The 20,494-nt window shown below is 64.9% G+C and carries 19 protein-coding genes, 6 tRNA genes and 1 other RNA gene; 21 read left to right on the plus strand and 5 right to left on the minus strand.

Features of this window, described 5'->3' with window-relative positions; genetic code table 11:
• Nucleotides 1–10: 10 nt before the first annotated feature.
• From tig to ACZLHH_RS04595, 12 genes are all read left to right on the plus strand, one after another.
• Nucleotides 11–1,306 carry a trigger factor gene (gene tig / locus ACZLHH_RS04540; protein WP_049400909.1) on the plus strand — a complete coding sequence of 432 codons (1,296 nt, stop codon included), beginning with the start codon at nt 11–13 and terminating at the stop codon, nt 1,304–1,306.
• 76 nt (nt 1,307–1,382) lie between these two features.
• The gene (gene clpP, locus ACZLHH_RS04545; protein WP_004146318.1) at nt 1,383–2,009 is read left to right on the plus strand and encodes an ATP-dependent Clp endopeptidase proteolytic subunit ClpP; all 627 of its coding nucleotides are present in this window, start codon (nt 1,383–1,385) and stop codon (nt 2,007–2,009) included.
• 126 nt (nt 2,010–2,135) lie between these two features.
• A complete protein-coding gene (gene clpX, locus ACZLHH_RS04550) occupies nt 2,136–3,425 on the plus strand; it encodes an ATP-dependent Clp protease ATP-binding subunit ClpX (RefSeq protein WP_049463494.1) in 1,290 nt (429 codons plus the stop codon).
• Between the two features lie 143 nt (nt 3,426–3,568).
• Entirely contained in the window at nt 3,569–6,019 is a 2,451-nt protein-coding gene (lon, locus tag ACZLHH_RS04555; RefSeq protein WP_049422624.1) for an endopeptidase La, read from the plus strand.
• Nucleotides 6,020–6,236: 217 nt separating this feature from the next.
• Nucleotides 6,237–6,509: an HU family DNA-binding protein gene (locus ACZLHH_RS04560; protein ID WP_004146343.1), complete on the plus strand. Its 273-nt coding sequence runs from the start codon at nt 6,237–6,239 to the stop codon at nt 6,507–6,509.
• 11 nt (nt 6,510–6,520) lie between these two features.
• Nucleotides 6,521–6,595, plus strand: a tRNA-Val gene (locus ACZLHH_RS04565).
• 26 nt (nt 6,596–6,621) lie between these two features.
• Nucleotides 6,622–6,698: transfer RNA gene (locus ACZLHH_RS04570), tRNA-Asp, on the plus strand.
• 85 nt (nt 6,699–6,783) lie between these two features.
• Nucleotides 6,784–6,860, plus strand: a tRNA-Asp gene (locus ACZLHH_RS04575).
• Between the two features lie 87 nt (nt 6,861–6,947).
• Nucleotides 6,948–7,024 (plus strand) — tRNA-Asp (locus ACZLHH_RS04580).
• Nucleotides 7,025–7,130: 106 nt separating this feature from the next.
• Nucleotides 7,131–7,207: transfer RNA gene (locus tag ACZLHH_RS04585), tRNA-Asp, on the plus strand.
• Between the two features lie 185 nt (nt 7,208–7,392).
• On the plus strand, nt 7,393–9,348 hold the full coding sequence (locus tag ACZLHH_RS04590; protein ID WP_049461399.1) for a peptidyl-prolyl cis-trans isomerase: 1,956 nt from the start codon (nt 7,393–7,395) through the stop codon (nt 9,346–9,348).
• 112 nt (nt 9,349–9,460) lie between these two features.
• A protein-coding gene (locus ACZLHH_RS04595) for an IS3 family transposase (protein WP_223224739.1) occupies nt 9,461–10,695 on the plus strand; the annotation gives its coding sequence in 2 pieces (ribosomal slippage) (nt 9,461–9,812 and nt 9,812–10,695; 1,236 coding nt in all).
• A 185-nt stretch (nt 10,696–10,880) separates the two neighbouring features.
• Here ACZLHH_RS04595 and ACZLHH_RS04600 read toward each other — a convergent pair.
• Together ACZLHH_RS04600 and gloB are read right to left on the minus strand one after the other, a co-directional pair.
• Nucleotides 10,881–12,080 carry a lytic transglycosylase domain-containing protein gene (locus tag ACZLHH_RS04600; protein WP_049463741.1) on the minus strand — a complete coding sequence of 400 codons (1,200 nt, stop codon included), beginning with the start codon at nt 12,078–12,080 and terminating at the stop codon, nt 10,881–10,883.
• Nucleotides 12,077–12,841 (minus strand): hydroxyacylglutathione hydrolase, encoded by a 765-nt coding sequence (gene gloB, locus ACZLHH_RS04605; protein WP_049463320.1) that lies wholly within the window; start codon nt 12,839–12,841, stop codon nt 12,077–12,079. Before gloB ends, ACZLHH_RS04600 begins: the two co-directional genes overlap by 4 nt.
• An 11-nt stretch (nt 12,842–12,852) precedes the next feature.
• Between gloB and ACZLHH_RS04610 the strand changes: the two genes are divergently transcribed.
• From ACZLHH_RS04610 to dnaQ, 3 genes are read left to right on the plus strand one after another with little or no spacing between them, the layout of a single operon-like run.
• Nucleotides 12,853–13,497: a class I SAM-dependent methyltransferase gene (locus ACZLHH_RS04610; protein WP_049463321.1), complete on the plus strand. Its 645-nt coding sequence runs from the start codon at nt 12,853–12,855 to the stop codon at nt 13,495–13,497.
• A gap of 13 nt (nt 13,498–13,510) precedes the next feature.
• Nucleotides 13,511–13,963, plus strand: coding sequence for a ribonuclease HI (gene rnhA, locus ACZLHH_RS04615; protein WP_032129326.1), 453 nt, complete (start codon nt 13,511–13,513; stop codon nt 13,961–13,963).
• A 4-nt stretch (nt 13,964–13,967) separates the two neighbouring features.
• Nucleotides 13,968–14,699 (plus strand): DNA polymerase III subunit epsilon, encoded by a 732-nt coding sequence (gene dnaQ, locus ACZLHH_RS04620; RefSeq protein ID WP_032129327.1) that lies wholly within the window; start codon nt 13,968–13,970, stop codon nt 14,697–14,699.
• Between the two features lie 69 nt (nt 14,700–14,768).
• Here the strand turns inward: dnaQ and ACZLHH_RS04625 are convergent, their stop codons facing one another.
• A complete protein-coding gene (locus ACZLHH_RS04625; RefSeq protein ID WP_032129328.1) occupies nt 14,769–15,473 on the minus strand; it encodes a PP2C family protein-serine/threonine phosphatase in 705 nt (234 codons plus the stop codon).
• A gap of 164 nt (nt 15,474–15,637) precedes the next feature.
• Here ACZLHH_RS04625 and ACZLHH_RS04630 point away from each other — a divergent pair.
• Both ACZLHH_RS04630 and ACZLHH_RS04635 read left to right on the plus strand, forming a co-directional pair.
• A tRNA-Ser gene (locus ACZLHH_RS04630) sits at nt 15,638–15,728 on the plus strand.
• Between the two features lie 279 nt (nt 15,729–16,007).
• Entirely contained in the window at nt 16,008–16,412 is a 405-nt protein-coding gene (locus tag ACZLHH_RS04635) for a DUF6165 family protein (RefSeq protein WP_046982834.1), read from the plus strand.
• An 18-nt stretch (nt 16,413–16,430) separates the two neighbouring features.
• On the opposite strand, the gene ACZLHH_RS04640 is transcribed toward ACZLHH_RS04635, so the two are convergent.
• Entirely contained in the window at nt 16,431–17,477 is a 1,047-nt protein-coding gene (locus tag ACZLHH_RS04640) for a glycosyltransferase family 9 protein (protein WP_049463322.1), read from the minus strand.
• A gap of 20 nt (nt 17,478–17,497) precedes the next feature.
• On the opposite strand from ACZLHH_RS04640, the gene ACZLHH_RS04645 reads away from it, so the two are divergent.
• From ACZLHH_RS04645 to ACZLHH_RS04655, 3 genes are read left to right on the plus strand one after another with little or no spacing between them, the layout of a single operon-like run.
• A complete protein-coding gene (locus tag ACZLHH_RS04645; RefSeq protein WP_049400634.1) occupies nt 17,498–18,247 on the plus strand; it encodes a 3-deoxy-D-manno-octulosonic acid kinase in 750 nt (249 codons plus the stop codon).
• A complete protein-coding gene (locus tag ACZLHH_RS04650) occupies nt 18,247–19,014 on the plus strand; it encodes an MBL fold metallo-hydrolase (protein WP_049463323.1) in 768 nt (255 codons plus the stop codon). The genes ACZLHH_RS04645 and ACZLHH_RS04650 overlap by 1 nt, the downstream gene beginning before the upstream one ends.
• Nucleotides 19,011–19,400: a nuclear transport factor 2 family protein gene (locus tag ACZLHH_RS04655; RefSeq protein WP_049463324.1), complete on the plus strand. Its 390-nt coding sequence runs from the start codon at nt 19,011–19,013 to the stop codon at nt 19,398–19,400. Before ACZLHH_RS04650 ends, ACZLHH_RS04655 begins: the two co-directional genes overlap by 4 nt.
• A gap of 78 nt (nt 19,401–19,478) precedes the next feature.
• Here the strand turns inward: ACZLHH_RS04655 and ffs are convergent.
• An RNA gene (gene ffs / locus ACZLHH_RS04660) (signal recognition particle sRNA small type) lies at nt 19,479–19,575 on the minus strand.
• Between the two features lie 300 nt (nt 19,576–19,875).
• Here ffs and ACZLHH_RS04665 point away from each other — a divergent pair.
• Nucleotides 19,876–20,193: a DMT family transporter gene (locus ACZLHH_RS04665; protein ID WP_010483859.1), complete on the plus strand. Its 318-nt coding sequence runs from the start codon at nt 19,876–19,878 to the stop codon at nt 20,191–20,193.
• Nucleotides 20,194–20,494 lie beyond the last annotated feature (301 nt).

A 20,494-nucleotide genomic window follows, 5' to 3' on the forward strand; every position in this document is an offset into this window, starting at 1 on the left:
AGGAGTCAACATGCAAGCTTCGATCGAATCCACCGGCAACCTGGAACGCCGCCTGAGCTTCTCGCTGCCGGAAGAGCGTCTGCAGAGCCACATCGTCGGCCGCCTGGGCGAAATCGCCCGTACCACCCGCATCAAGGGTTTCCGTCCGGGCAAGGTGCCGGCCAAGGTGATCGAGCAGCGCTTCGGCGCGCAGGTCCGTGGCGAGGCGCTGGACGGCCTGCTGCGCGAAACCTTCGATGCCGCCGTGCGTGAGCACGACCTGCGCATCGTCGGCAGCCCGCGCATCGACAAGGGCGACGAGGGTGAATTCTCCTTCGTGGCCACCGTGGAAGTGGTGCCGGACTTCGGCGACATCGACGTCAGCAAGCTGACCGTCGTGCGCCACAGCGCCGAGATCACCGACGCCGACATCGATCAGATGATCGAGAACCTGCAGAACCAGCGTCGTACCTGGGCCCCGGTCAGCCGTGGCGCGCAGGACGGTGACCTGGTCGCGGTGGAAACCTGGTCGCAGGCCGGCGAAGAGCGCCTGCCGGCCGAGGGCACCGAGAAGGGTTCGATCGTGCTCGGCCAGGGCATGATGTTCGACACCATCGAAAAGGGCCTGGTCGGCCTGGCCAAGGGCGAAGAAAAGACCCTGGACGTCGAGTTCCCGGCTGACTGGCGCGTGCCGGTGCTGGCCGGCAAGACCGTGCAGGTGACCGTCAAGGTCGCCGAAGTGTCCGAGCCGGTCGTGCCGGCGGTCGACGAAGCCTTCATCAAGAGCTTCGGCGTGAAGGGCGGCGACGTCGAGCAGTTCCGCAGCGACATCCGCGCCAACCTGGAGCGCGAGCTGAAGGGCGCTCTGATGAACCGCCTGCGCCGCGAAGTGGGCGAGCAGCTGATCGCCGCCTACTCGTCGGTGGAAATGCCGCCGCGCCTGGTCGAGAACGAAGCCCGCGCCATGCTGGCCCAGCAGGTCGAGCAGATCCGCCGCAACGGCCAGAACGTCGGCGAGATCCCGGCCGATGCCCACGAAGGCTTCAAGGAAGCGGCCGCCAAGCGCGTGCTGGTCGGCCTGCTGGTCGGTGAAGTGGCCCGCATCAACGACCTGCGCCTGGAAGCCAAGCGCCTGAACGAAACGATGCGTCTGATCGCTTCGACCTACGAAGAGCCGGAACAGGTCATTGAGATGTACCGCAACGACCCCCAGCTGATGTCTGGCCTGCAGAACCGTGTGATGGAAGAGCAGGTGATCGACTGGATCGCCGAGCGTGCCCAGCACACCGAAGAGAAGCTGTCGTTCCAGGACGCGATCCGCCAGTAAGCCCGGGCGGATCACCGGATGCCCCGCGCCTTTGCCGGCGCGGGGTTGTTGCCCCCCAAGATAGGTACCTCACGTAATGGACAACCGAACCAAAGCCCTGAACCTGGTTCCGATGGTGGTCGAGCAGACCAGCCGCGGCGAGCGTGCCTACGACATCTATTCGCGCCTGTTGAAGGAGCGCCTGATCTTCCTCGTGGGCCCGATCGACGATCACATGGCCAACGTGGTGGTGGCGCAGTTGCTGTTCCTGGAGTCGGAGAACCCGGAAAAGGACATCAACATCTACATCAACTCGCCGGGTGGCGTGGTCACCGCCGGCATGGCGATCTACGACACCATGCAGTACATCAAGCCGAATGTGAGCACCACCTGCATCGGCCAGGCCGCCTCGATGGGCGCCCTGCTGCTGGCCGCGGGCGAAGCTGGCAAGCGCTATGCGCTGCCGAACTCGCGCGTGATGATCCACCAGCCGCTGGGTGGCTACCAGGGCCAGGCCACCGACATCGACATCCACGCGCGTGAGATCCTGACCCTGCGTTCGCGCCTGAACGAGGTGCTGGCCAAGCACACCGGCCAGTCGCTGGAGACGATCGCCCGCGACACCGAGCGCGACAACTTCAAGAGCGCCTTCGAGGCGCAGGCCTATGGTCTGGTCGACCAGGTCCTGGAGCGTCGTCCGGACGAGTCGATCCAGGCCGGCTGACCGGCCATCACGGGGCCAGGGAGGCCCCGTTCCTGCAGGGTCGGGCGGGACTGGTGTCCCCTCGGCCCTGTGCTATTCTCGAATCGAACCCCCGTTCAGCGGGTGGGGTAACTGGGTAAGCGAAGCATGAGCGAAGACCGCCAAGGTCGTTCCACGGACACCGGCAAGATCCTCTACTGCTCTTTCTGCGGCAAGAGCCAGCATGAAGTGCGCAAGCTGATTGCGGGTCCGAGCGTATTCATCTGCGATGAGTGCGTGGAGCTGTGCAACGACATCATCCGTGAGGAACTTGAGGAAAAGGCGCAGTCGGCGCGCAGTTCGCTGCCCAAGCCGCGCGAGATCCTCGAGGTCCTCGACCAGTACGTGATCGGCCAGAACCGCGCCAAGCGCACGCTGGCCGTGGCCGTGTACAACCACTACAAGCGCATCGAGAGCCGGCAGAAGAACGACGACGTCGAACTGGCGAAGTCGAACATCCTGCTGGTCGGCCCGACCGGTTCGGGCAAGACCCTGCTGGCCGAGACCCTGGCCCGCCTTCTCAACGTGCCGTTCACCATGGCCGACGCCACCACGCTGACCGAAGCCGGTTACGTGGGCGAGGACGTGGAGAACATCATCCAGAAGCTGCTGCAGAAGTGCGACTACGACGTCGAGAAGGCGCAGCAGGGCATCGTCTACATCGATGAAATCGACAAGATCTCGCGCAAGAGCGAGAACCCGTCGATCACCCGCGATGTGTCCGGCGAAGGCGTGCAGCAGGCCCTGCTGAAGCTGATCGAAGGCACCGTGGCCAGCGTTCCGCCGCAGGGCGGCCGCAAGCACCCGCAGCAGGAATTCCTGCAGGTGGACACCAAGAACATCCTGTTCATCTGCGGCGGCGCGTTCGCCGGGCTGGACAAGGTGATCCAGGCCCGTTCCACCGACGTCGGCAGCATCGGCTTCGGCGCCAAGGTGAAGAGCAGCGAGCGCAAGCAGGAAGTGGGCAAGGTGCTGGCCGAAGTCGAGCCGGAAGACCTGATCAAGTTCGGCCTGATTCCCGAGTTCGTCGGCCGCCTGCCGGTGGTGGCGACCCTGGAGGAGCTGGATGAGCCGGCCCTGATCAAGATCCTGACCGAGCCGAAGAACGCCATCACCAAGCAGTTCAAGAAGCTGTTCGAGATGGAGAACGTCGAGCTGGAGTTCCGCCCGGACGCGTTGTCGGCCATTGCCCGCAAGGCGCTCAAGCGCAAGACCGGTGCCCGCGGCCTGCGTACCATCGTCGAATCGGTCCTGCTGGACACCATGTACGACCTGCCGTCGCAGGAAAACGTCAGCAAGGTGGTGGTGGACGAGTCGGTGATCGAGCACAAGTCCGAGCCGTACCTGATCTACCAGTCCCCAGCGGCCCCTGAACAGAAGGCCGCAGGCGCCGAGTGATCCTTCCAGGTTGTTGATTGGAAAGGATTTTCAAGGAATGCCTTGCATCTGAAAGCCGATGGCCCCATAACGGGGCCATCGGCTTTTTTTGTCTCCGGAAGATGCCCTCCCGGAGGCGGTTTTCCCCCTTCCCTGGAGCCCCCATGGCCCGTTCCCCAAGTGAAACCCTCGACCTGCCGGTCCTGCCGCTGCGCGACGTAGTGGTGTTCCCGCACATGGTCATCCCGCTGTTCGTCGGCCGTGACAAGTCCATGCACGCGCTCGAACAGGCAATGGAGGCGGACAAGCGCATCCTGCTGCTGGCGCAGAAGTCGGCCGAGACCGACGACCCGCATGCGGCCGACCTCTATCAGGTCGGTACGCTGGCGCAGGTGCTGCAGTTGCTGAAGCTGCCCGACGGCACCATCAAGGTGCTGGTCGAAGGCCTGTCGCGCGTGCAGGTCACCCACGTCGACGAGCGTAACGGTTCGCTGCACGGCCAGGCCGTGGAGATCGACGCCACCGACGAGCGCGAAGCACGCGAGGTGGAGGCGATCGCCCGCTCGCTGATGTCGCTGTTCGAGCAGTACGTGAAGACCAATCGCAAGCTGCCGCCGGAGCTGCTGCAGACGTTGTCGGGCATCGATGAGCCGGCCCGCCTGGCCGACACCATCGCTGCGCACATCAGCGTGCGCCTGGCCGACAAGCAGCGCCTGCTGGAAACGCTGGCCGTCGGTGACCGCCTGGAGATGCTGGTCGGCCTGGTCGATGGCGAGATCGACGTGCAGCAGATGGAAAAGCGCATCCGCGGCCGCGTGAAGTCGCAGATGGAGAAGAGCCAGCGCGAGTACTACCTCAACGAGCAGATGAAGGCCATCCAGAAGGAACTGGGTGACCTGGACGATGCACCGGGCGAGCTGGAAGAGCTGGCCCGCAAGATCGCCGAAGCCGGCATGCCGAAGGCGGTTGAAGCCAAGGCACGCAATGAACTGAACAAGCTCAAGCAGATGTCGCCGATGTCGGCTGAAGCGGCCGTCGTGCGCAACTACCTGGAGTGGTTGCTGGGCGTGCCGTGGAAGAAGCGCAGCAAGGTGCGCAAGGACCTGAAGGCCGCACAGGACACCCTCGACGCCGACCACTACGGCCTGGAGAAGGTCAAGGAGCGCATCCTTGAATACCTGGCGGTGCAGTCGCGCGTGAAGCAGATGAAGGGCCCGATCCTGTGCCTGGTCGGGCCGCCGGGCGTGGGCAAGACCTCGCTCGGCCAGTCCATCGCCAAGGCTACCAACCGCAAGTTCGTGCGCATGTCGCTGGGCGGCGTTCGCGATGAAGCCGAGATCCGTGGCCACCGTCGTACCTACGTTGGTTCGATGCCGGGCCGCATCGTGCAGAACCTCAACAAGGTCGGCAGCAAGAACCCGCTGTTCGTGCTCGACGAGATCGACAAGATGTCGATGGACTTCCGTGGCGATCCGTCGTCGGCGCTGCTGGAAGTGCTCGACCCGGAGCAGAACAACGCGTTCAACGACCACTACCTGGAAGTGGACCTGGACCTGTCCGAAGTGATGTTCGTGGCCACCTCGAACTCGCTCAATATTCCCGGCCCGCTGCTGGACCGCATGGAAGTGATCCGCATCCCCGGCTACACCGAGGACGAGAAGCTCAACATCGCCACCCGCTACCTGGTGCCGAAGCAGATCAAGGCCAACGGCCTGCAGCCGGAAGAGCTGGAGATCGGCAGCGATGCGATCCAGGACATCGTGCGCTACTACACGCGCGAATCGGGCGTGCGCAACCTGGAACGCGAGATCGCCAAGATCTGCCGCAAGGTGGTGAAGGAGATCGCGCTGGCCGGTCCGCAGCCGGTGAAGGCGAAGAAGGGCGCGAAGAAGTCCAAGGCGCTGGTGAGCGTGTCCAGCAAGAACCTGGACAAGTACCTGGGTGTGCGTCGCTTCGATTTCGGCCGCGCCGAGGAAGAGAACGAGATCGGCCTGGTCACCGGCCTGGCGTGGACCGAAGTCGGTGGCGATCTGCTGCAGATCGAATCGACGCTGGTGCCGGGCAAGGGCCAGCTGATCCTGACCGGCCAGCTCGGCAACGTGATGAAGGAATCGGCGTCGGCGGCGTTGTCGGTGGTGCGTTCGCGCGCCGTGGGCTTTGGCATCGACAGCGACTTCCTGCAGAAGCACGACGTGCACCTGCACGTGCCCGATGGTGCCACGCCGAAGGACGGACCGAGTGCCGGTGCGGCAATGGTCACCTCGCTGGTGTCGATGCTGACCAAGGTGCCGGTGCGTGCCGACGTGGCGATGACCGGTGAGATCACCCTGCGTGGTCGTGTCACCGCCATCGGTGGCTTGAAGGAGAAACTGCTGGCCGCACTGCGCGGTGGTATCCGCACGGTCATCATTCCGGAAGAGAACCGCAAGGACCTTGCAGATATTCCGGCCAACGTCACCCGCGATCTGGAGATCGTGCCGGTGAAGTACATCGAAGAAGTCCTGGACCTGGCGCTGGAGCGCCCGCTGGCACCGAAGAAGGCGCGCAAGAGTGCGCAGCGTGTCACGGTGCGCAGCAAGGCCAAACCGAGTGGAAGCGCGCGCGTCAAGCATTGACGCGCGCTGTCCGATGGCCCGAAACCCGCGTCGTTGCTGGCTTTCCAGCTTGCGTGGGGGTAGGGCCACTGGTATAAAAGCAGCACTCGCGAATGAGTGATCGCTGTCAGCGATGACTGAATCGGCGAACCGTTTCCACATGGCGGCCGCATGCAGAAGGCGTGCGGTTGCTTCCCTGTCGAATAAGCGGAACCCACCGCCAAAGGAGTTGTAGAGAATGAACAAGACCGAATTGATCGATGCCGTTGCTGAAGCTGCCGACCTGACCAAGGCCGAGTCCAGCCGCGCTGTCGATGCCGTCGTTGCTGCCGTCACCAAGGCGCTGAAGGACGGCGATGCGGTCACCCTGGTTGGCTTCGGTACCTTCCAGGTCCGCGACCGTGCTGCGCGCACCGGCCGCAACCCGAAGACCGGCGACACCATCAAGATCGCTGCTTCGAAGAATCCGTCGTTCAAGGCTGGCAAGGCCCTGAAGGATGCTGTAAACTAAGCGGCTCGCTGGGGTGCTTAGCTCAGCGGTAGAGCGTCTCCTTTACACGGAGAGGGTCGGGGGTTCGAAACCCTCAGCACCCACCACAGCACCGCGGTAAAAGTTTGAGTGTGGAGCGGTAGTTCAGCTGGTTAGAATGCTGGCCTGTCACGCCGGAGGTCGCGGGTTCGAGTCCCGTCCGCTCCGCCATTCAACGAGGCCTCCGGCCAAAAGCTGGAGGCTTTGTTTTCTCCCCGGTCCAGGCCGGTGGGAAAACAGGAAATAGCAACAATGCGGAGCGGTAGTTCAGCTGGTTAGAATGCTGGCCTGTCACGCCGGAGGTCGCGGGTTCGAGTCCCGTCCGCTCCGCCACTACATCGAGGCCCCCGGCCTAAAGCTGGGGGCCTTGTCTTCTCACCGACAGGTTCGGAAGGAAGGCGAAAAGGTTTTTGCAAGAACGGAGCGGTAGTTCAGCTGGTTAGAATGCTGGCCTGTCACGCCGGAGGTCGCGGGTTCGAGTCCCGTCCGCTCCGCCATTGCAGAATTCTTAAGTCCCTGTGAAAAAACTTTGAAAAAAGTGTTCATCGGGCTGGGTTTCCAGGGAGTCTTCGGATATACTGGGCGCCTGCAAAGTTTCAGCGCGGAGCGGTAGTTCAGCTGGTTAGAATGCTGGCCTGTCACGCCGGAGGTCGCGGGTTCGAGTCCCGTCCGCTCCGCCAACTTTAAAAGCCCTCGGCGCAAGCCGGGGGCTTTTTCTTTGTGCCCTGCGGCAGCAGGCCTGCCGAGGTGCTGACGGCACAGGTCCGCGGAGATCGGCGCAGGCCGCGCCGGCGCTGCTTTTGGTCCCTGCGACGAAGCGGGTTACACTGCCGGGCTCGCCAATCAGGCCTTGTGATTCCTCACCATGCTGCAGAAACTCCGCGACAAGACCTCAGGCTGGATCGTCACCGTGATCCTGGGGCTGCTGATGATTCCGTTCCTGTTCGTGATCGACAACAGCTACCTCGGTGGCGTTGGCGCACAGAACGTGGCCAAGGTTTCCGCGCCGCCGACTTGGTGGCGTTCGGCACCGTCGTGGTGGCCGGTGCGCATGCTGTGGCAGCATCATGAGATCAGCGCGCAGGATTTCCGCACCCGCTTCGAGCAGGAGCGCATGCGTGAGCGCCAGCAGCAGGGCGAGAATTTCGACCCGCGCGCGTTTGAAAGCACCGAAAACAAGCTGGCCGTGCTCGATCAGCTGATCGACGAACAGGTCGTGCGCCTGGTCGGCGAGCAGGCCGGTGTCGTGATCGGCGATGGCGCGGTGCGCGAGTACATCGCCACCATCCCGGCCTTCCTCGATTCGAACGGCAAGTTCAACGAGAACAACTACCGCCTGGCTCTGGCCGGTGGCAATCCGCCGCGCACGCCGACCCAGTTCCAGGAACTGGTGCGTGAGAGCCTGCAGCAGTCGGTGATTCCGTCGGGCCTGCAGAACTCGGGCTTCGTTACCCAGTCCGAGACCGAGCGCCTGCTGAAGCTGCTGGGTGAGACCCGCGACGTCGAACTGGCCGCGCTGCCGGAGGTTCCGGCCGATACCGCGCCGGTCACCGATGAGCAGATCAAGCAGTGGTACGACAGCCACGGCAAGGATTTCCGCCAGGCCGAAAGCGTGTCGCTGGAATACGTCGAGATCAATGGCGCCAACCTGCCGGCACCGACCGCGGCCGACGAAGCGACCCTGCGCAAGCGCTTTGAGGACGAGAAGGCGAAGTTCACTTCGCCGGAACAGCGCCAGGCCGCGCACATCCTGATCACCGGTGACGGTGCCGAAGCCAAGGCGAACAAGATCGCCACCGAAGCCAAGGCGGCGGGTGCCGACTTCGCTGCACTGGCCAAGGCCAATTCGGAAGACCCGGGTTCGAAGGACCAGGGCGGTGATCTGGGCTGGGTCGAGCGTGGCGCGATGGTCAAGCCGTTCGAAGACGCCCTGTTCGCCGCCAAGGCGGGTGACGTGATCGGCCCGGTCAAGACCGACTTCGGCTACCACGTCATCAAGGTCGCCGCGGTGCGTGGCGGCGAAGGCAAGTCGTTCGAGGAAGTGCGTGACACGCTGGCCGCCGAGCAGCTGAAGGCCGACGGCGAGCGCGGCTTCAACGAGCTGGCCGGCCACCTGGTCGATGCCATCAACAAGAGCCCGAGTGATCTGGCTGCTGCGGCCAAGGAAGTGAACCTGCCGCTGCAGACCCTGGGCCCGATCACCCGTGCCACCGCCAGCGGTATTGCCACTGATCCGGCCGTGCTGCGCGCCGCCTTCTCCGAAGTGCTGGTGCAGGATGGTACTGCCAGCGACCCGATCGCCCTGGGCGGTGCCACCAACCACAGCGTGGTCATCCGCGTTGCCGCGCATACCCCGGAACAGGCAACGCCGCTGGACAAGGCGCGTGAACAGGTGATCGCCGCGATCCGCGCCGACCGCCAGCGCCAGGCCAGCGACAAGGCCGCCGACGCCGTGCTGGCCAAGCTGAAGGCGGGCGCCACCCTGCAGTCGCTGGCCGCCAGCGAGAAGCTGCAGCTGAGCCCGATGCCGGGCCTGCCGCGCAGCCAGCCGGTGCCGACCCCGGAAATCAACCGCGCGATCTTCAGTGCGCCGGTGCCGGCGGAAGGCAAGCCGAGCTACGGCAAGGTCGACGTCAACGGCCACGCGCTGCTGTTCGCCGTGAACAAGGTCAACCCGGGCGACATCAAGGAAGTGACCGCCGAGCAGCAGAAGCAGCTCAAGGATCAGCTGAGCCAGATCGACGGCATGGCCGCAGCCAAGGCCTACGTCGAGGCGATGCGCAGGAAGTTCGTGATCCAGACCACCGAAGAGAACCTGTAAGCCTCGCGGCGGGGCAGGATCGAAGAAGGCCCGGCAATGCCGGGCCTTTTTTTATGCCTTGACCCGTCCTGAATTGGGTTGACACCTTTTCCCTCTGGAAAAGGAATGTTCAATGAAATCAACAATCAGGCGCAGTCAGCGGGATTACTCGCTGGCCTTCAAGTTGTCCGTGGTCGATCAGGTCGAGCGTGGAGAACTGACCTATAAGAAGGCTCAGGAGCGATACGGTATCCAAGGTAGCAGCACGGTTCTGAAGTGGCTTCGCCGCCATGGTCGGCAAGATTGGTCAGGTGGTGCATCATCTGCCCCCATGACGACTTCTCCCAAAAGTGGACCGGCCACGCCGCTGACGCCGGAACAACAGATCAAGGCCCTGCAGGTCCAGTTGCGGGAGGCCAACGAGAAAGCACAGCTTTTCGAAGCCATCGTGGATGTCCTCAAAGAGGATTACGGGGTGCGCATCGTAAAAAAGCCTTCAGGCAAGTCCTCACGCAAGGGCGCCTCAAAGGCGTAAGCGTGGCAAGGGCTTGCCGCCATTTCGGCATCAGTCGACAGGCGTTCTATCAAGCGGGGTGCCGGCATCAACGACGACGCGCCAGCGAGACCAAAGCACTGGCGCTGGTGAGCGATTGCCGCGTGCGGCAGCCACGGATCGGGACGCGCAAGTTGCACCATTTGATCGGACCGAAGCTGCAGGCGGCGGGAATCACCATGGGGCGTGACCGGTTGTTTGACGTACTTCGGGAAGCGCGCCTGCTGGTACCGAAACGTCGGGCTTATCACAAGACTACCGACAGCCATCATCGCTTTCGCAGGCATCCGAATCTGCTCAAACCTGGCCAAGGATGCGTAATACCAACCGGTAGCGAGCAGGTGTGGGTGGCGGACATCACCTATCTGCCGACGCAGGGGAAGTTCGTGTATCTGAGCCTGGTCACCGATGCCTGGTCGCGCAAGATCGTGGGCTGGAGCGTGCATGAAACGCTACAGACAGAGCAGGTAGCTCAGGCGCTGGAGATGGCGCTGAAAGGGAGAAAGACACCGCAGAAGCTGATCCATCACTCTGATCGTGGAATCCAGTACTGCTCGGATTACTACCAGAAGATCCATGCGCGGCACGGCCTGACCTGCTCGATGACCGACGGCTACGACTGCTATCAGAACGCTCTGGCAGAGCGAGTCAACGGGATCCTCAAGTGCGAGTTCCTGCTTCATCGCCCACGGGACCTGGGGCAAGCCCGCCAGATGGTGGCTGAGGCCGTAGACATCTACAACGCTGAGCGCCCCCACCTGTCCCTTAAAATGCAGACGCCCGATGCGATGCATCGGGCGTCTTTGGCCGCCTGACGGCGGCCGGACCATCCACCCATCGGTGTCAACCTATGGCAGGACGAGTCACCTTCGCGTCGTCTGTGGCGCGCTTGAGCTTTGGTAGTGGTCGAGCTTGCTCGACCGCCTTTTGTAGAGTCGTGCAGATGCAGTCGAGCATCGCTCGACTCTACAAAGAGCAGATACAGCGGGGTTGGAGCGCGTCAGTCCTCGACGCGCAGCACTGCGCCGGGCTTCAGCACGCTGCTGCCACTCAGGCCGTTCAGCGACAGCAGGGCCTTTACCGGCATGCCGTAGCGGCGGGCGATGGTCCAGGCCGACTCGCCATCACGCACGGTGTGGCGGCGGCTGCGCGGGCGGTCGGCGATCGCGGCCACGGTCTTGGCCATCTGCGGCGTCGGTGTGGTCGTGGCAACCGGTGCGGTGCTGGCCACCAGCGTGGTCGCGGCTTCCGTCACCGTCGCATTGGCGGCCGAGACCGGGGCCAGGACCCGAGTGGTTCCGGAGGCGCGGTTGCCGGCGGCCAGGGCCGGGTTGAGGCGGGCGATCCTGGCGGGGTCCAGGGCGCGCTGTGCGGCCCACTGCTGGACGCTGGTGCCGGCCGGCAGGGTGTGGTCCTTCAACACCGGCACGGTGCGGTCCAGCGAGGCCATCACGCGAGGCTGGTCCTCCACGTCTTCCAGCACGCAGGCCAGGGCATGCAGCTTCTCGACATAGGCATGGGTAACCGGCGACAGCCCCGGCAGGGCTGCCGGCTTGGCATTCTGCGCGTTCATGCCGGCCTTGCGCATGGACTGCAGCACCCGGTACTCGCCGGCGTTGTAGGCCATGGTGGCCAGTCGCCAGTCGCCGCCGAACATGCCGTGCAGGGTTTTCAGGTAGCGCACCGCGGCCTGGGTGGAATCAACCGCCGACAGGCGGCCGTCGTAGCCGTTGGCCATGGGTACGCGGTGGTTGCGCGCCGTGGTGGCGATGAACTGCCACAGGCCGGTCGGGCCGCTGCCGTTGCGGGCATTGGGCCGATAGCCGCTTTCCACGAATGGGATCAGCGCGAATTCGGTGGGCAGGTTCGCCTTGCGCAGCTCTTCGACCACATAGCCGAACAGCACCAGCGCATCGTCATCCTGGTTGGCCAGGCGCGAGGGGGCGTGGGCGAACTGCTTCTGCCAGCGCGGGCTGGTAGCCTCGGCATCGCAGCTGGGCTCGGCCAGGCCGTCGCGGAAGCTGGTGAAGATCTCCTGGCCATTGCGCACCGAGGGCGCAGGCAGCGCGGACGGATCCAGCGGCAGCGCCGCAGCGGCGGTCAGGTTCTGGCTGATGCCGGCGCCCAGCGACTGTGCGCCCGCGGTTCCGGCCAGCCCCAGGGCAAGGCCCAGGGCCAGCGGCAGACTTCGGCGCATCATGCGCGGAAGCCGTCTTTCCAATGCCGGAGACCGGCCATCACGTCGACGTCGTCCACGACGTCACGGCCCAGGTGTGCCGACACCGACGCACGGATCGGTGCAGCGTGCACACGCAGGAAGGGATTGCAGTCGAATTCGTTGGCCAGGGTTACCGGCAGGGTGGAACGGTCATCGCGGCGCATGGCCAAAGCCTCCTCTTGGCGCTGCCACAAGGCAGCGTTGGCGGGGTCGACATGCCGCGCGAAGACGGCATTTGACACGGTGTACTCATGAGCGCAACAAAGCAGCAGTTGCGCGGGCAGGGCACCCAGCTTGCGCATCGACGCCAGCAGCTGGGACGGCGTACCTTCGAACAGGCGTCCACAGCCCAGGCTGAACAACGAATCTCCGCTGAAAAGATGTTCAGCAGTGTGAAACGCGATGTGGCTGCGGGTATGCCCGGGCACGGATAGTACGTGGAACGTCCGGCCCAGTGCCTGAACGCGTTCACCTTCGCCGACCCGCTCGGTGGCCGTGGGAATGCGTTCCTCGACCGGCGCGATGACCCGTACGCCGGGGAAACGCGCCTGCAATGCCGGCACGCCACCGATGTGGTCGTCGTGGTGATGGGTGAGCAGGATCGTGTCCACGCGCATGCCCTGATCGGCCAGTGCGAGCACTGGCGCGGCATCGCCGGGGTCGACGACCACGGCAGCGCCCTCGTTGTCGATCAGCGTCCAGATGTAGTTATCCGCAAATGCGGGCAGGGCAGTCAGTCGCATAGAATTGGACCATGCCCGCGCTGCAGAGCACCCGTCAAGCGAGCCAGACCCCGTGGTTCGACAGCGAACCGGCGGAGGCCTTGCGTGTGCTGGAGCGGCAATTGCTGCTGCCGCAGCTGTCGGTGCTGCCGGCGCAGCCCTGGCTGTGGATCGCACCAAGTGCGGCCTGGCTGGACGATGCACAGTTGGGCGGACGCGGTCTGCGCCTGTTCCGGCAGGGGCAGGGCTATGCCGGCGACACCCGTTGTGCGCTGCCGCTGCCGCTGGCCAATGAAAGCGTCAATGCGATCGTGCTGCAGCATGTCACCACCGGCGATGCCGACCTGCTGCTCGACGAGTGCGAGCGCGTATTGATGCCGGGCGGCCATTTGTGGCTGAGCAGCCTCAATCCGTTCAGTCCGTATCGCACGCGCTGGCGCCAGCATGGGCTGGTGGTGCGCACGCCGCAGCGGATCCGCCTGCTGCTCGGCCGTCATGGGCTGGAATGCAACGATATGCGTTACCTGGGCCCGCTCTGGCGCGGTGCGGGCAGCCGTCGTCCCGGAGGTTGGGCACCGCTGCGCGCGGCCTGCCTGTTCCATGCGGAAAAACGCACGCTGGCCCTGCCTGGGCCGAAACCGCTGCCGGTGCGCTGGCACGGCACCGTAGCTACCTGATTCTGGAGTTGTATTGAAAACCATCGAAATCCACACCGACGGTTCCTGCCTTGGCAATCCCGGCCCCGGCGGCTGGGCTGCGCTGCTGCGCTACAAGGGCCACGAGCGCGAACTGAGCGGTGGCGAGGCGCACACCACCAACAACCGGATGGAGCTGATGGCGGCCATTTCCGGGCTGGAGTCGCTGACCGAGCCGTGCAACATCGTGCTCTATACCGATTCGCAGTATGTGCGGCAGGGTCTGACCCAGTGGATGCCGGGCTGGATCCGCAAGAACTGGAAGACCGCTGGCGGCGATCCGGTAAAGAACCGCGAGCTGTGGGAGCGCCTGCAGGCGGCCACGCTGCGGCATCAGATCGATTGGCGCTGGGTGAAGGGTCACTCCGGCGACCCGGACAATGAGCGGGTGGATACGCTGGCCCGCAACGCGGCGATCCAGATCCGCGACGCCAGCCCGGTAAACTGAGCCCATGCGTCAGATCATCCTCGATACCGAAACCACCGGCCTGGAGTGGAAGAAGGGCAACCGCATCGTCGAAATCGGCTGCGTGGAGCTGTTCAAGCGCCGCCCGACCGGCAACAACTATCACCAGTACATCAAGCCGGACTGCGAGTTCGAACAGGGCGCGCAGGAAGTCACCGGCCTGACCCTGGAGTTCCTCGATGACAAGCCGGACTTCGCGCAGATCGCCGACGAGTTCCTGGCCTTCATCGATGGCGCCGAGCTGATCATCCACAACGCGGCGTTCGACCTCGGCTTCCTCGACAACGAGCTGTCGCTGCTGGGGCCACAGTACGGGAAGATCACCGACCGCTGCACCGTGATCGATACCCTGGTGATGGCGCGCGAGCGCTTCCCGGGCCAGCGCAATTCGCTGGATGCGCTGTGCAAGCGGCTGGGCGTGGACAACTCGCACCGTGCGCTGCATGGCGGCCTGCTCGATGCGCAGATCCTGGGCGACGTCTATATCGCGCTGACCTCGGGCCAGGAAGAAATCGGCTTCGGTCTGGGCGATGACGATGGCGGCGCTGCCGGTGCGGCGCTGCAGGCCTTCGATACCAGCAAGCTGCTGCCGCGCCCGCGCGTGGTGGCCACGCCGTCGGAGCTGGAAGCGCATGCGGCGCGACTGGAGCGGCTGCGCAAGAAGGCTGGCCACGCGCTGTGGGATGGCCCGAAGGTGGAAGAGCCCGCCAGCGCGTAATGCCTGGAGTGGAGTAGTGCCGGCCGCTGGCCGGCAGCGTCGCATCCACGCATGGCGTGGATCTACCGGTTAGTGGCAGCGCACCAGGATCACGCTGATGTTGTCGCGGCCGCCGCCATCGAGCGCGGCGGCGACCAGCGTGTCCACGCATTCCTGTGCGCTGGCATCCTCGAAGGCGAGGGTGCGCGCGATGCTGCGGTCGTCCACTTCTTCGGTCAGGCCGTCACTGCACAGCAGCAGCTGCATGCCCGGACGCAGTTCGCCGCTGGTGGTGGCCACGTTCAGATGCGCCGGATCGGTCACGCCCAGCGCCTGGGTGACCACGTTGCGGTGCGGATGCGCACGCGCCTGTTCGGCGGTCAGGTTGCCCTGCGCGACCAGCTCCTGCACCACGCTGTGGTCCTGGCTGAGCTGGGCCAGCTGTCCGTCGCGCCACAGGTAGGCACGGCTGTCGCCGACCCACGCCACTTCATAGCGGTTGCCCTGTACCCGTGCGGCGACCACGGTAGTGCCCATCGGCAACGTGTCGTTGCGCCGGCGCGAGGCGCGGATGATCTCTTCGTCGGCGGTGCGGATGGCCTGCGCCAGCGGTGCGCCGCGGCGGATCTCGCGCACGATGGTCTCGCGCGCCAGCGCGCTGGCCACTTCACCGCAGGCGTGCCCGCCCATGCCGTCGGCCACCAGCCACAGGGCCAGCTCACTGTCACCGTAGTAGGTGTCCTCGTTGAGCTCGCGGCGCATGCCGGGGTGGGTGAGGTGTCCGAATTCGATCATGGGCGCTGGGGCGGGGTGTTGCTGGGGAGACAGGCATCATCGGGTGGCTGCGCGCATCCGGCAAGGCGTGCGCTCAGGAAATTTTCACTTCGTTGGCCGGAATGACTTGTCGTTGGCCTCACTTCCTCGTATGATGCGCGTCCCCGGTCCGCCGGGGACCACCCGGAGAGGTGGCAGAGTGGTTGAATGTACCTGACTCGAAATCAGGCAGGCGTTTATAGCGCCTCGGGGGTTCGAATCCCCCCCTCTCCGCCAGATTAAAGAAAAAGGGCTGCCGAAAGGCAGCCCTTTTTCTTTAATCTGGCGCGGGACGCGCCGCGCTCTGCGCGTCGCCCCACACGTTGCTGCGCAACCTGTGGGCCCCTTCCTTTGCCGGCCTCTCCCCGCCCCTGTCGGGGCAGGTGCATCAGTAGATCCACGCCATGCGTGGATGCTGTTCCTGCTGGCAGGCTCATCCACGCATGGCGTGGATCTGCCCATTCCATCGCGAGCTGCGGGTTAAACTGCCTGCCTCACCTGTTGGAGCTTTTTCCCATGACCGCTGAAATCCTCGTCCCCGTTTCTTTCGGCGAGCTGCTGGACAAGATCTCGATCCTGCAGATCAAGTCCGAGCGCATCAGTGACGAGGGCAAGCTGGCCAATGTGCGCAAAGAACTGTCGGCGCTGGAGCAGACCTGGATGGCACACCCGGCGGCGGTGAAGGACATCGCCAAGCTGCGTGCCGAGCTGAAGGCGGTCAACGAGCAGCTGTGGGACATCGAGGACGACATCCGCCTGAAAGAGAAGGCGCAGGCGTTCGACCAGGGTTTCATCGACCTGGCGCGCAGCGTCTACCTGCGCAATGACGAACGCGCGCGCATCAAGAAGGCGATCAACCTGGCGCTGGGTTCGGCGTACGTGGAAGAGAAGTCCTACCAGGATTACGCGCAGCGCGCGTAATCCGGGGCAGCCTGCTGCTCACCCCAGGTGGTCGGCGACGTAGCGTTCGAACGCAGCGATACCGTCTTCCACGGTGATCAGTTCCATCACATCGTCGAACTCGATCTTGGTGCCCCACTTCAGATCCGAGGCCTGCTTGGCCAGGTACTTGCGCGCGGCATCGTCGTAGCGGTCCACGCAGTAGCGGCGGTCGGAATAGGGACCGCTGCGGTTCGGGTTGCTGGCCGCGTGCAGGCCCAGTACCTTGGCGCCCATCGCGTTGGCGATGTGCATCGGGCCCGAGTCCGGGGTCATCACCAGATTGGCGCGGGCCAGCAGCGCCGGCAGCTGCTTCAAGGTGTCCTTGCCGACCAGGTCAAGCGCCGGTGTGTGCAGCTGCGCCTGGATGGCATCGGCCATGCTGCGCTCCAGTTCGCTGCGGCCTCCGCACAGCACCACCTGCCAACCGCGCTGTGCGGCGTGGTTGGCCACGGCGGCGTAGCGGTCTGCATACCAGTTGCGGCGCACGTGGCTGGAACAGGGCGAGATCATCAACACCGGGCGGCCATCGTCCTGCCATTGCGCGGCAGCCCACTCATACGCGGACTGTGGCACCGCCAGGTTCCAGCTGACCTCGGTCTGGCGCAGGCCAAGGGGTTCACAGAAACTGCCGATGGCATCCAGCACATGGATGCCGGGGCGGTCGGGGATGCGTTCGTTGATGAAGAGACCATGCAGGTCCTTCGAGCGGCTGCGGTCATAGCCGATGCGACGCTCTGCGGGAATGAAGGCCGACAGCAGGTTGGCGCGGAACGCCACCTGCATCTGCAACAGCGCTTCGAAGCGCCCCGGCGGCAGCTGCCTGCGCAGTTCCTTGACCCCGGCCATGCCGCTCTTCTTGTCGTAGGCATGGAAGGTGACACCGGGCAGGCCGTCGAGCAGCTTGTGGCCGGCCTTGTCGATGATCCAGTGGATCGGCGTATCCGGGCGCGCAGCCTGCAGGGTGCGCACCAGGGGCACCACGTGGGTGACATCGCCAAGTGCGGACAGGCGCAGGAGGCACAAGGAGGAGGACGCTGATGCCATGTGTTGTTAGACTCAATGAAATGGTCGCATTCGACGCCAATGAAGCGCTGACGCCATGCCGCGAGGGTCGCGGCATCGGGGCCATTCTGTTCGACCGCGAGCGGCTGCGGCAAGCCGAGATCGGCCTGTTCTCGCCCCAGCACTGGGGCAGCAGGGCTCGGCCGGTGGGCGAGGGCGGTCGTGGCAGCGCCTGGTTCGTCGATGCGCCGTTCGGCGCCAGCGTGCTGCGCCACTACCTGCGCGGTGGCCTGGCGGCGAAGATCAGCCATGATCAGTACCTCTGGCGCGGCGCGGACCGGACGCGCAGCTTCGCCGAATTCCGGCTGATGCGCGCGCTGCGCGAGAAAAAGCTGCCGGTGCCCCGGCCACTGGCGGCGTTCTACATGCGCGAGGGCCTGCGCTACCGGGCTGCGATCCTGATGGAGCGGATCGAGGGTGTCCGTTCGCTGGCCGACCGCGCGCTGGTCGCGGGGCGGGGCGCACCGTGGGAGGAGACCGGGCGGCTGATTGCCCGCTTCCATCGTGCCGGCCTGGACCATGCCGACCTCAATGCGCACAACATCCTGTTCGACGGCAATGGCCACGGCTGGTTGATCGACTTCGACCGCGGGGTGATCCGCATCCCGGCGACCGCCTGGCGCGAACGCAATCTCAAGCGCCTGCTGCGCTCGCTGATCAAGCTGCGCGGCGAGCGCAGCATGGAAGACGTGCAGAAGGATTACGCGCGGCTGCGCCGCGCCTACGACATGGCCTGGAACCGGGGCACCTGATGGACTGGTCGTTGCGTTTCCTCGGCGTCGGCAATGCGTCGGCGGTCGAGCTGGGGTCGCCGATGTCGGTGATCGAACGGGACGGTCGGCCGTGGCTGACCATCGACTGTGGCGGCGAAGGCCTGACCGCGTTCAAGGCGCACTACGGCCACATGCCGCAGGCGTTGTTCGTCACCCATGTGCACCTGGACCACGTAGCGGGCTTCGAGCGCCTGTTCGTCGATACCTTCTTCAACGTGCACCGGCGCGGCAAGGTGCGCCTGTACGTGCCCGCCACGGTGGTGCCGCTGCTGCACAAGCGCATCGGTGATTATCCGAATGTGCTGGCCGAGGGCGGTGCCAACTTCTGGGATGCGTTCCAGCTGGTCGTGGTGGGCGAGGCGTTCTGGCACGAGGGCGTGCGCCTGGAAGTGTTCCCGGTGCGCCACCACTGGCCGGAGACGGCCTATGGCCTGCGTCTGCAGGGCGCGCTGACCTGGAGCGGCGATACCCGGCCGATTCCGGAGATGCTGGCCCGCTTCGCCAACGACAATGAACTGATCGCGCACGACTGCGGCCTGCACGGCAACCCGTCGCACACCGGCGTGGACGACCTGGAGCGCGAGTACAGCGCCGAACTGCAGGCGCGGATGATGCTCTACCACTATGCGAGCGCGGCCGACGGCCAGGCGCTGGCCGCGCGGGGGCACCGTGTGGCGCAGCCGGGGCAGTGCGTGCCGCTGGCCAACCCCACTGCAGCGCACGTGCTGGTGCAGGATCCGCCGTGAGCGGTGCTGGCCAGCCCGCCGACACGGCGCTGGCTGCCGAGCTGGAGGCGCTGGAACGCGCGCTGCATGCGCCGCAGGTGCGGGCCGATCGCGAGCAACTGGCGGCACTTCTGGACGAGGATTTCAGCGAGATCGGCAGTTCCGGGCGATGCTACGGCCGTGATGCGGCGTTGCAGGAGATCCCGCTGGAGCGCGCTCAGGTGCTGATCGAATCGGAACAGTACGCGGTGTGGCTGTTGGCCGAGGATCTGGCCCAGGTGCGCTACCGCAGCCGCTATCACGTTGATGGCCAGGCCCAGGGCTGGGTGTTGCGCAGTTCGCTGTGGCGACGGCATGCGCAGGAATGGAGGGTGGTGTTTCACCAGGGCACGCCTGAGGCGCGGTAGCGCCGGGCCATGCCCGGCGAAAAGCGCCAACCAAGATTGGCAGCTACCAGAAGTGGGGCCACGCCCGAAAAGGCGATGGCCCCGCCGGCTGACCTCGGCGCCCGCGTCGATCGATACCGTTGCTGCCTTCCGGCCCTGGCGGGATTTTCGACCTAGCGTCGCGAGGGGCCGACGGGGCCACCATAGAGACGTTGGCCGCCCAGTGGGCGGCCGGTTCACGGATCAGGGGAAGCAGCGCGCGATGCGCCGGAGACCACAGCCGGACTGCACATCGGCTGGCCGATGGCAGACGGCAACTATAGCGCAGGCAGGTACATCGACGCCAGCTTCGTGCACTGAATCGGCTGTAACCCGCGTCTGCCGGCAACGCCCCGCGCCGACCGGCGTTGCTAGAATGCCGGCCAGGAGGAACGACCTCCCCCGCATCGGGAATCAATGACCAGGACGGCCTGGCCCTACCAAGAGGAGGGCTGTCATGGCCTGGATCTATCTGTTGTTCGCCGGCCTGCTGGAAATCGTCTGGGCCGTGTCCATGAAGCAGTCCGAAGGCTTCACCAAGCTCACCCCTACCGTGGTCACCATCATCGGCATGATCGCCAGCTTCTGGCTGCTGGCGGTGGCCATGCGCAGCCTGCCGCTGGGCACCGCCTACACGATCTGGACCGGCATCGGCGCGGTCGGTGCGTTCGTGGTCGGCATCGTCTTCCTCGGTGAGCAGGTCAGCCCGATGCGGATCGGTGCGGCGGTGCTGATCGTTTCCGGCCTGGTGCTGATGAAACTCTCGAGCAGCTGAATGCATTTAGTTGGGCGGAGAAAGGAATCTCCGCCTGCTGCAGGTATATGCATTTTCGGCAAAACCATTTTGTCCTCCCGTTTTATTTGACGTGCGTCATGAAAATAACGAGCGTGATTCACATGCCGCTGGCGCCATCGGCCGCACAGTGCCGCCATTCGTCATGCGAAATCGGGGAGTTTTCGCCTTGACGGACACGTTGACCTGCCTTTTCCAGGTGCGGTCGCGTGAAGATGTGAAGATTTTCAGAAGTTAATGACGCCAGGCCTTGTTCCCGTGTCGGGAGCCGGGGTGGGCCGCA

The organism is Stenotrophomonas sp. 28608_Sma (assembly GCF_056486185.1).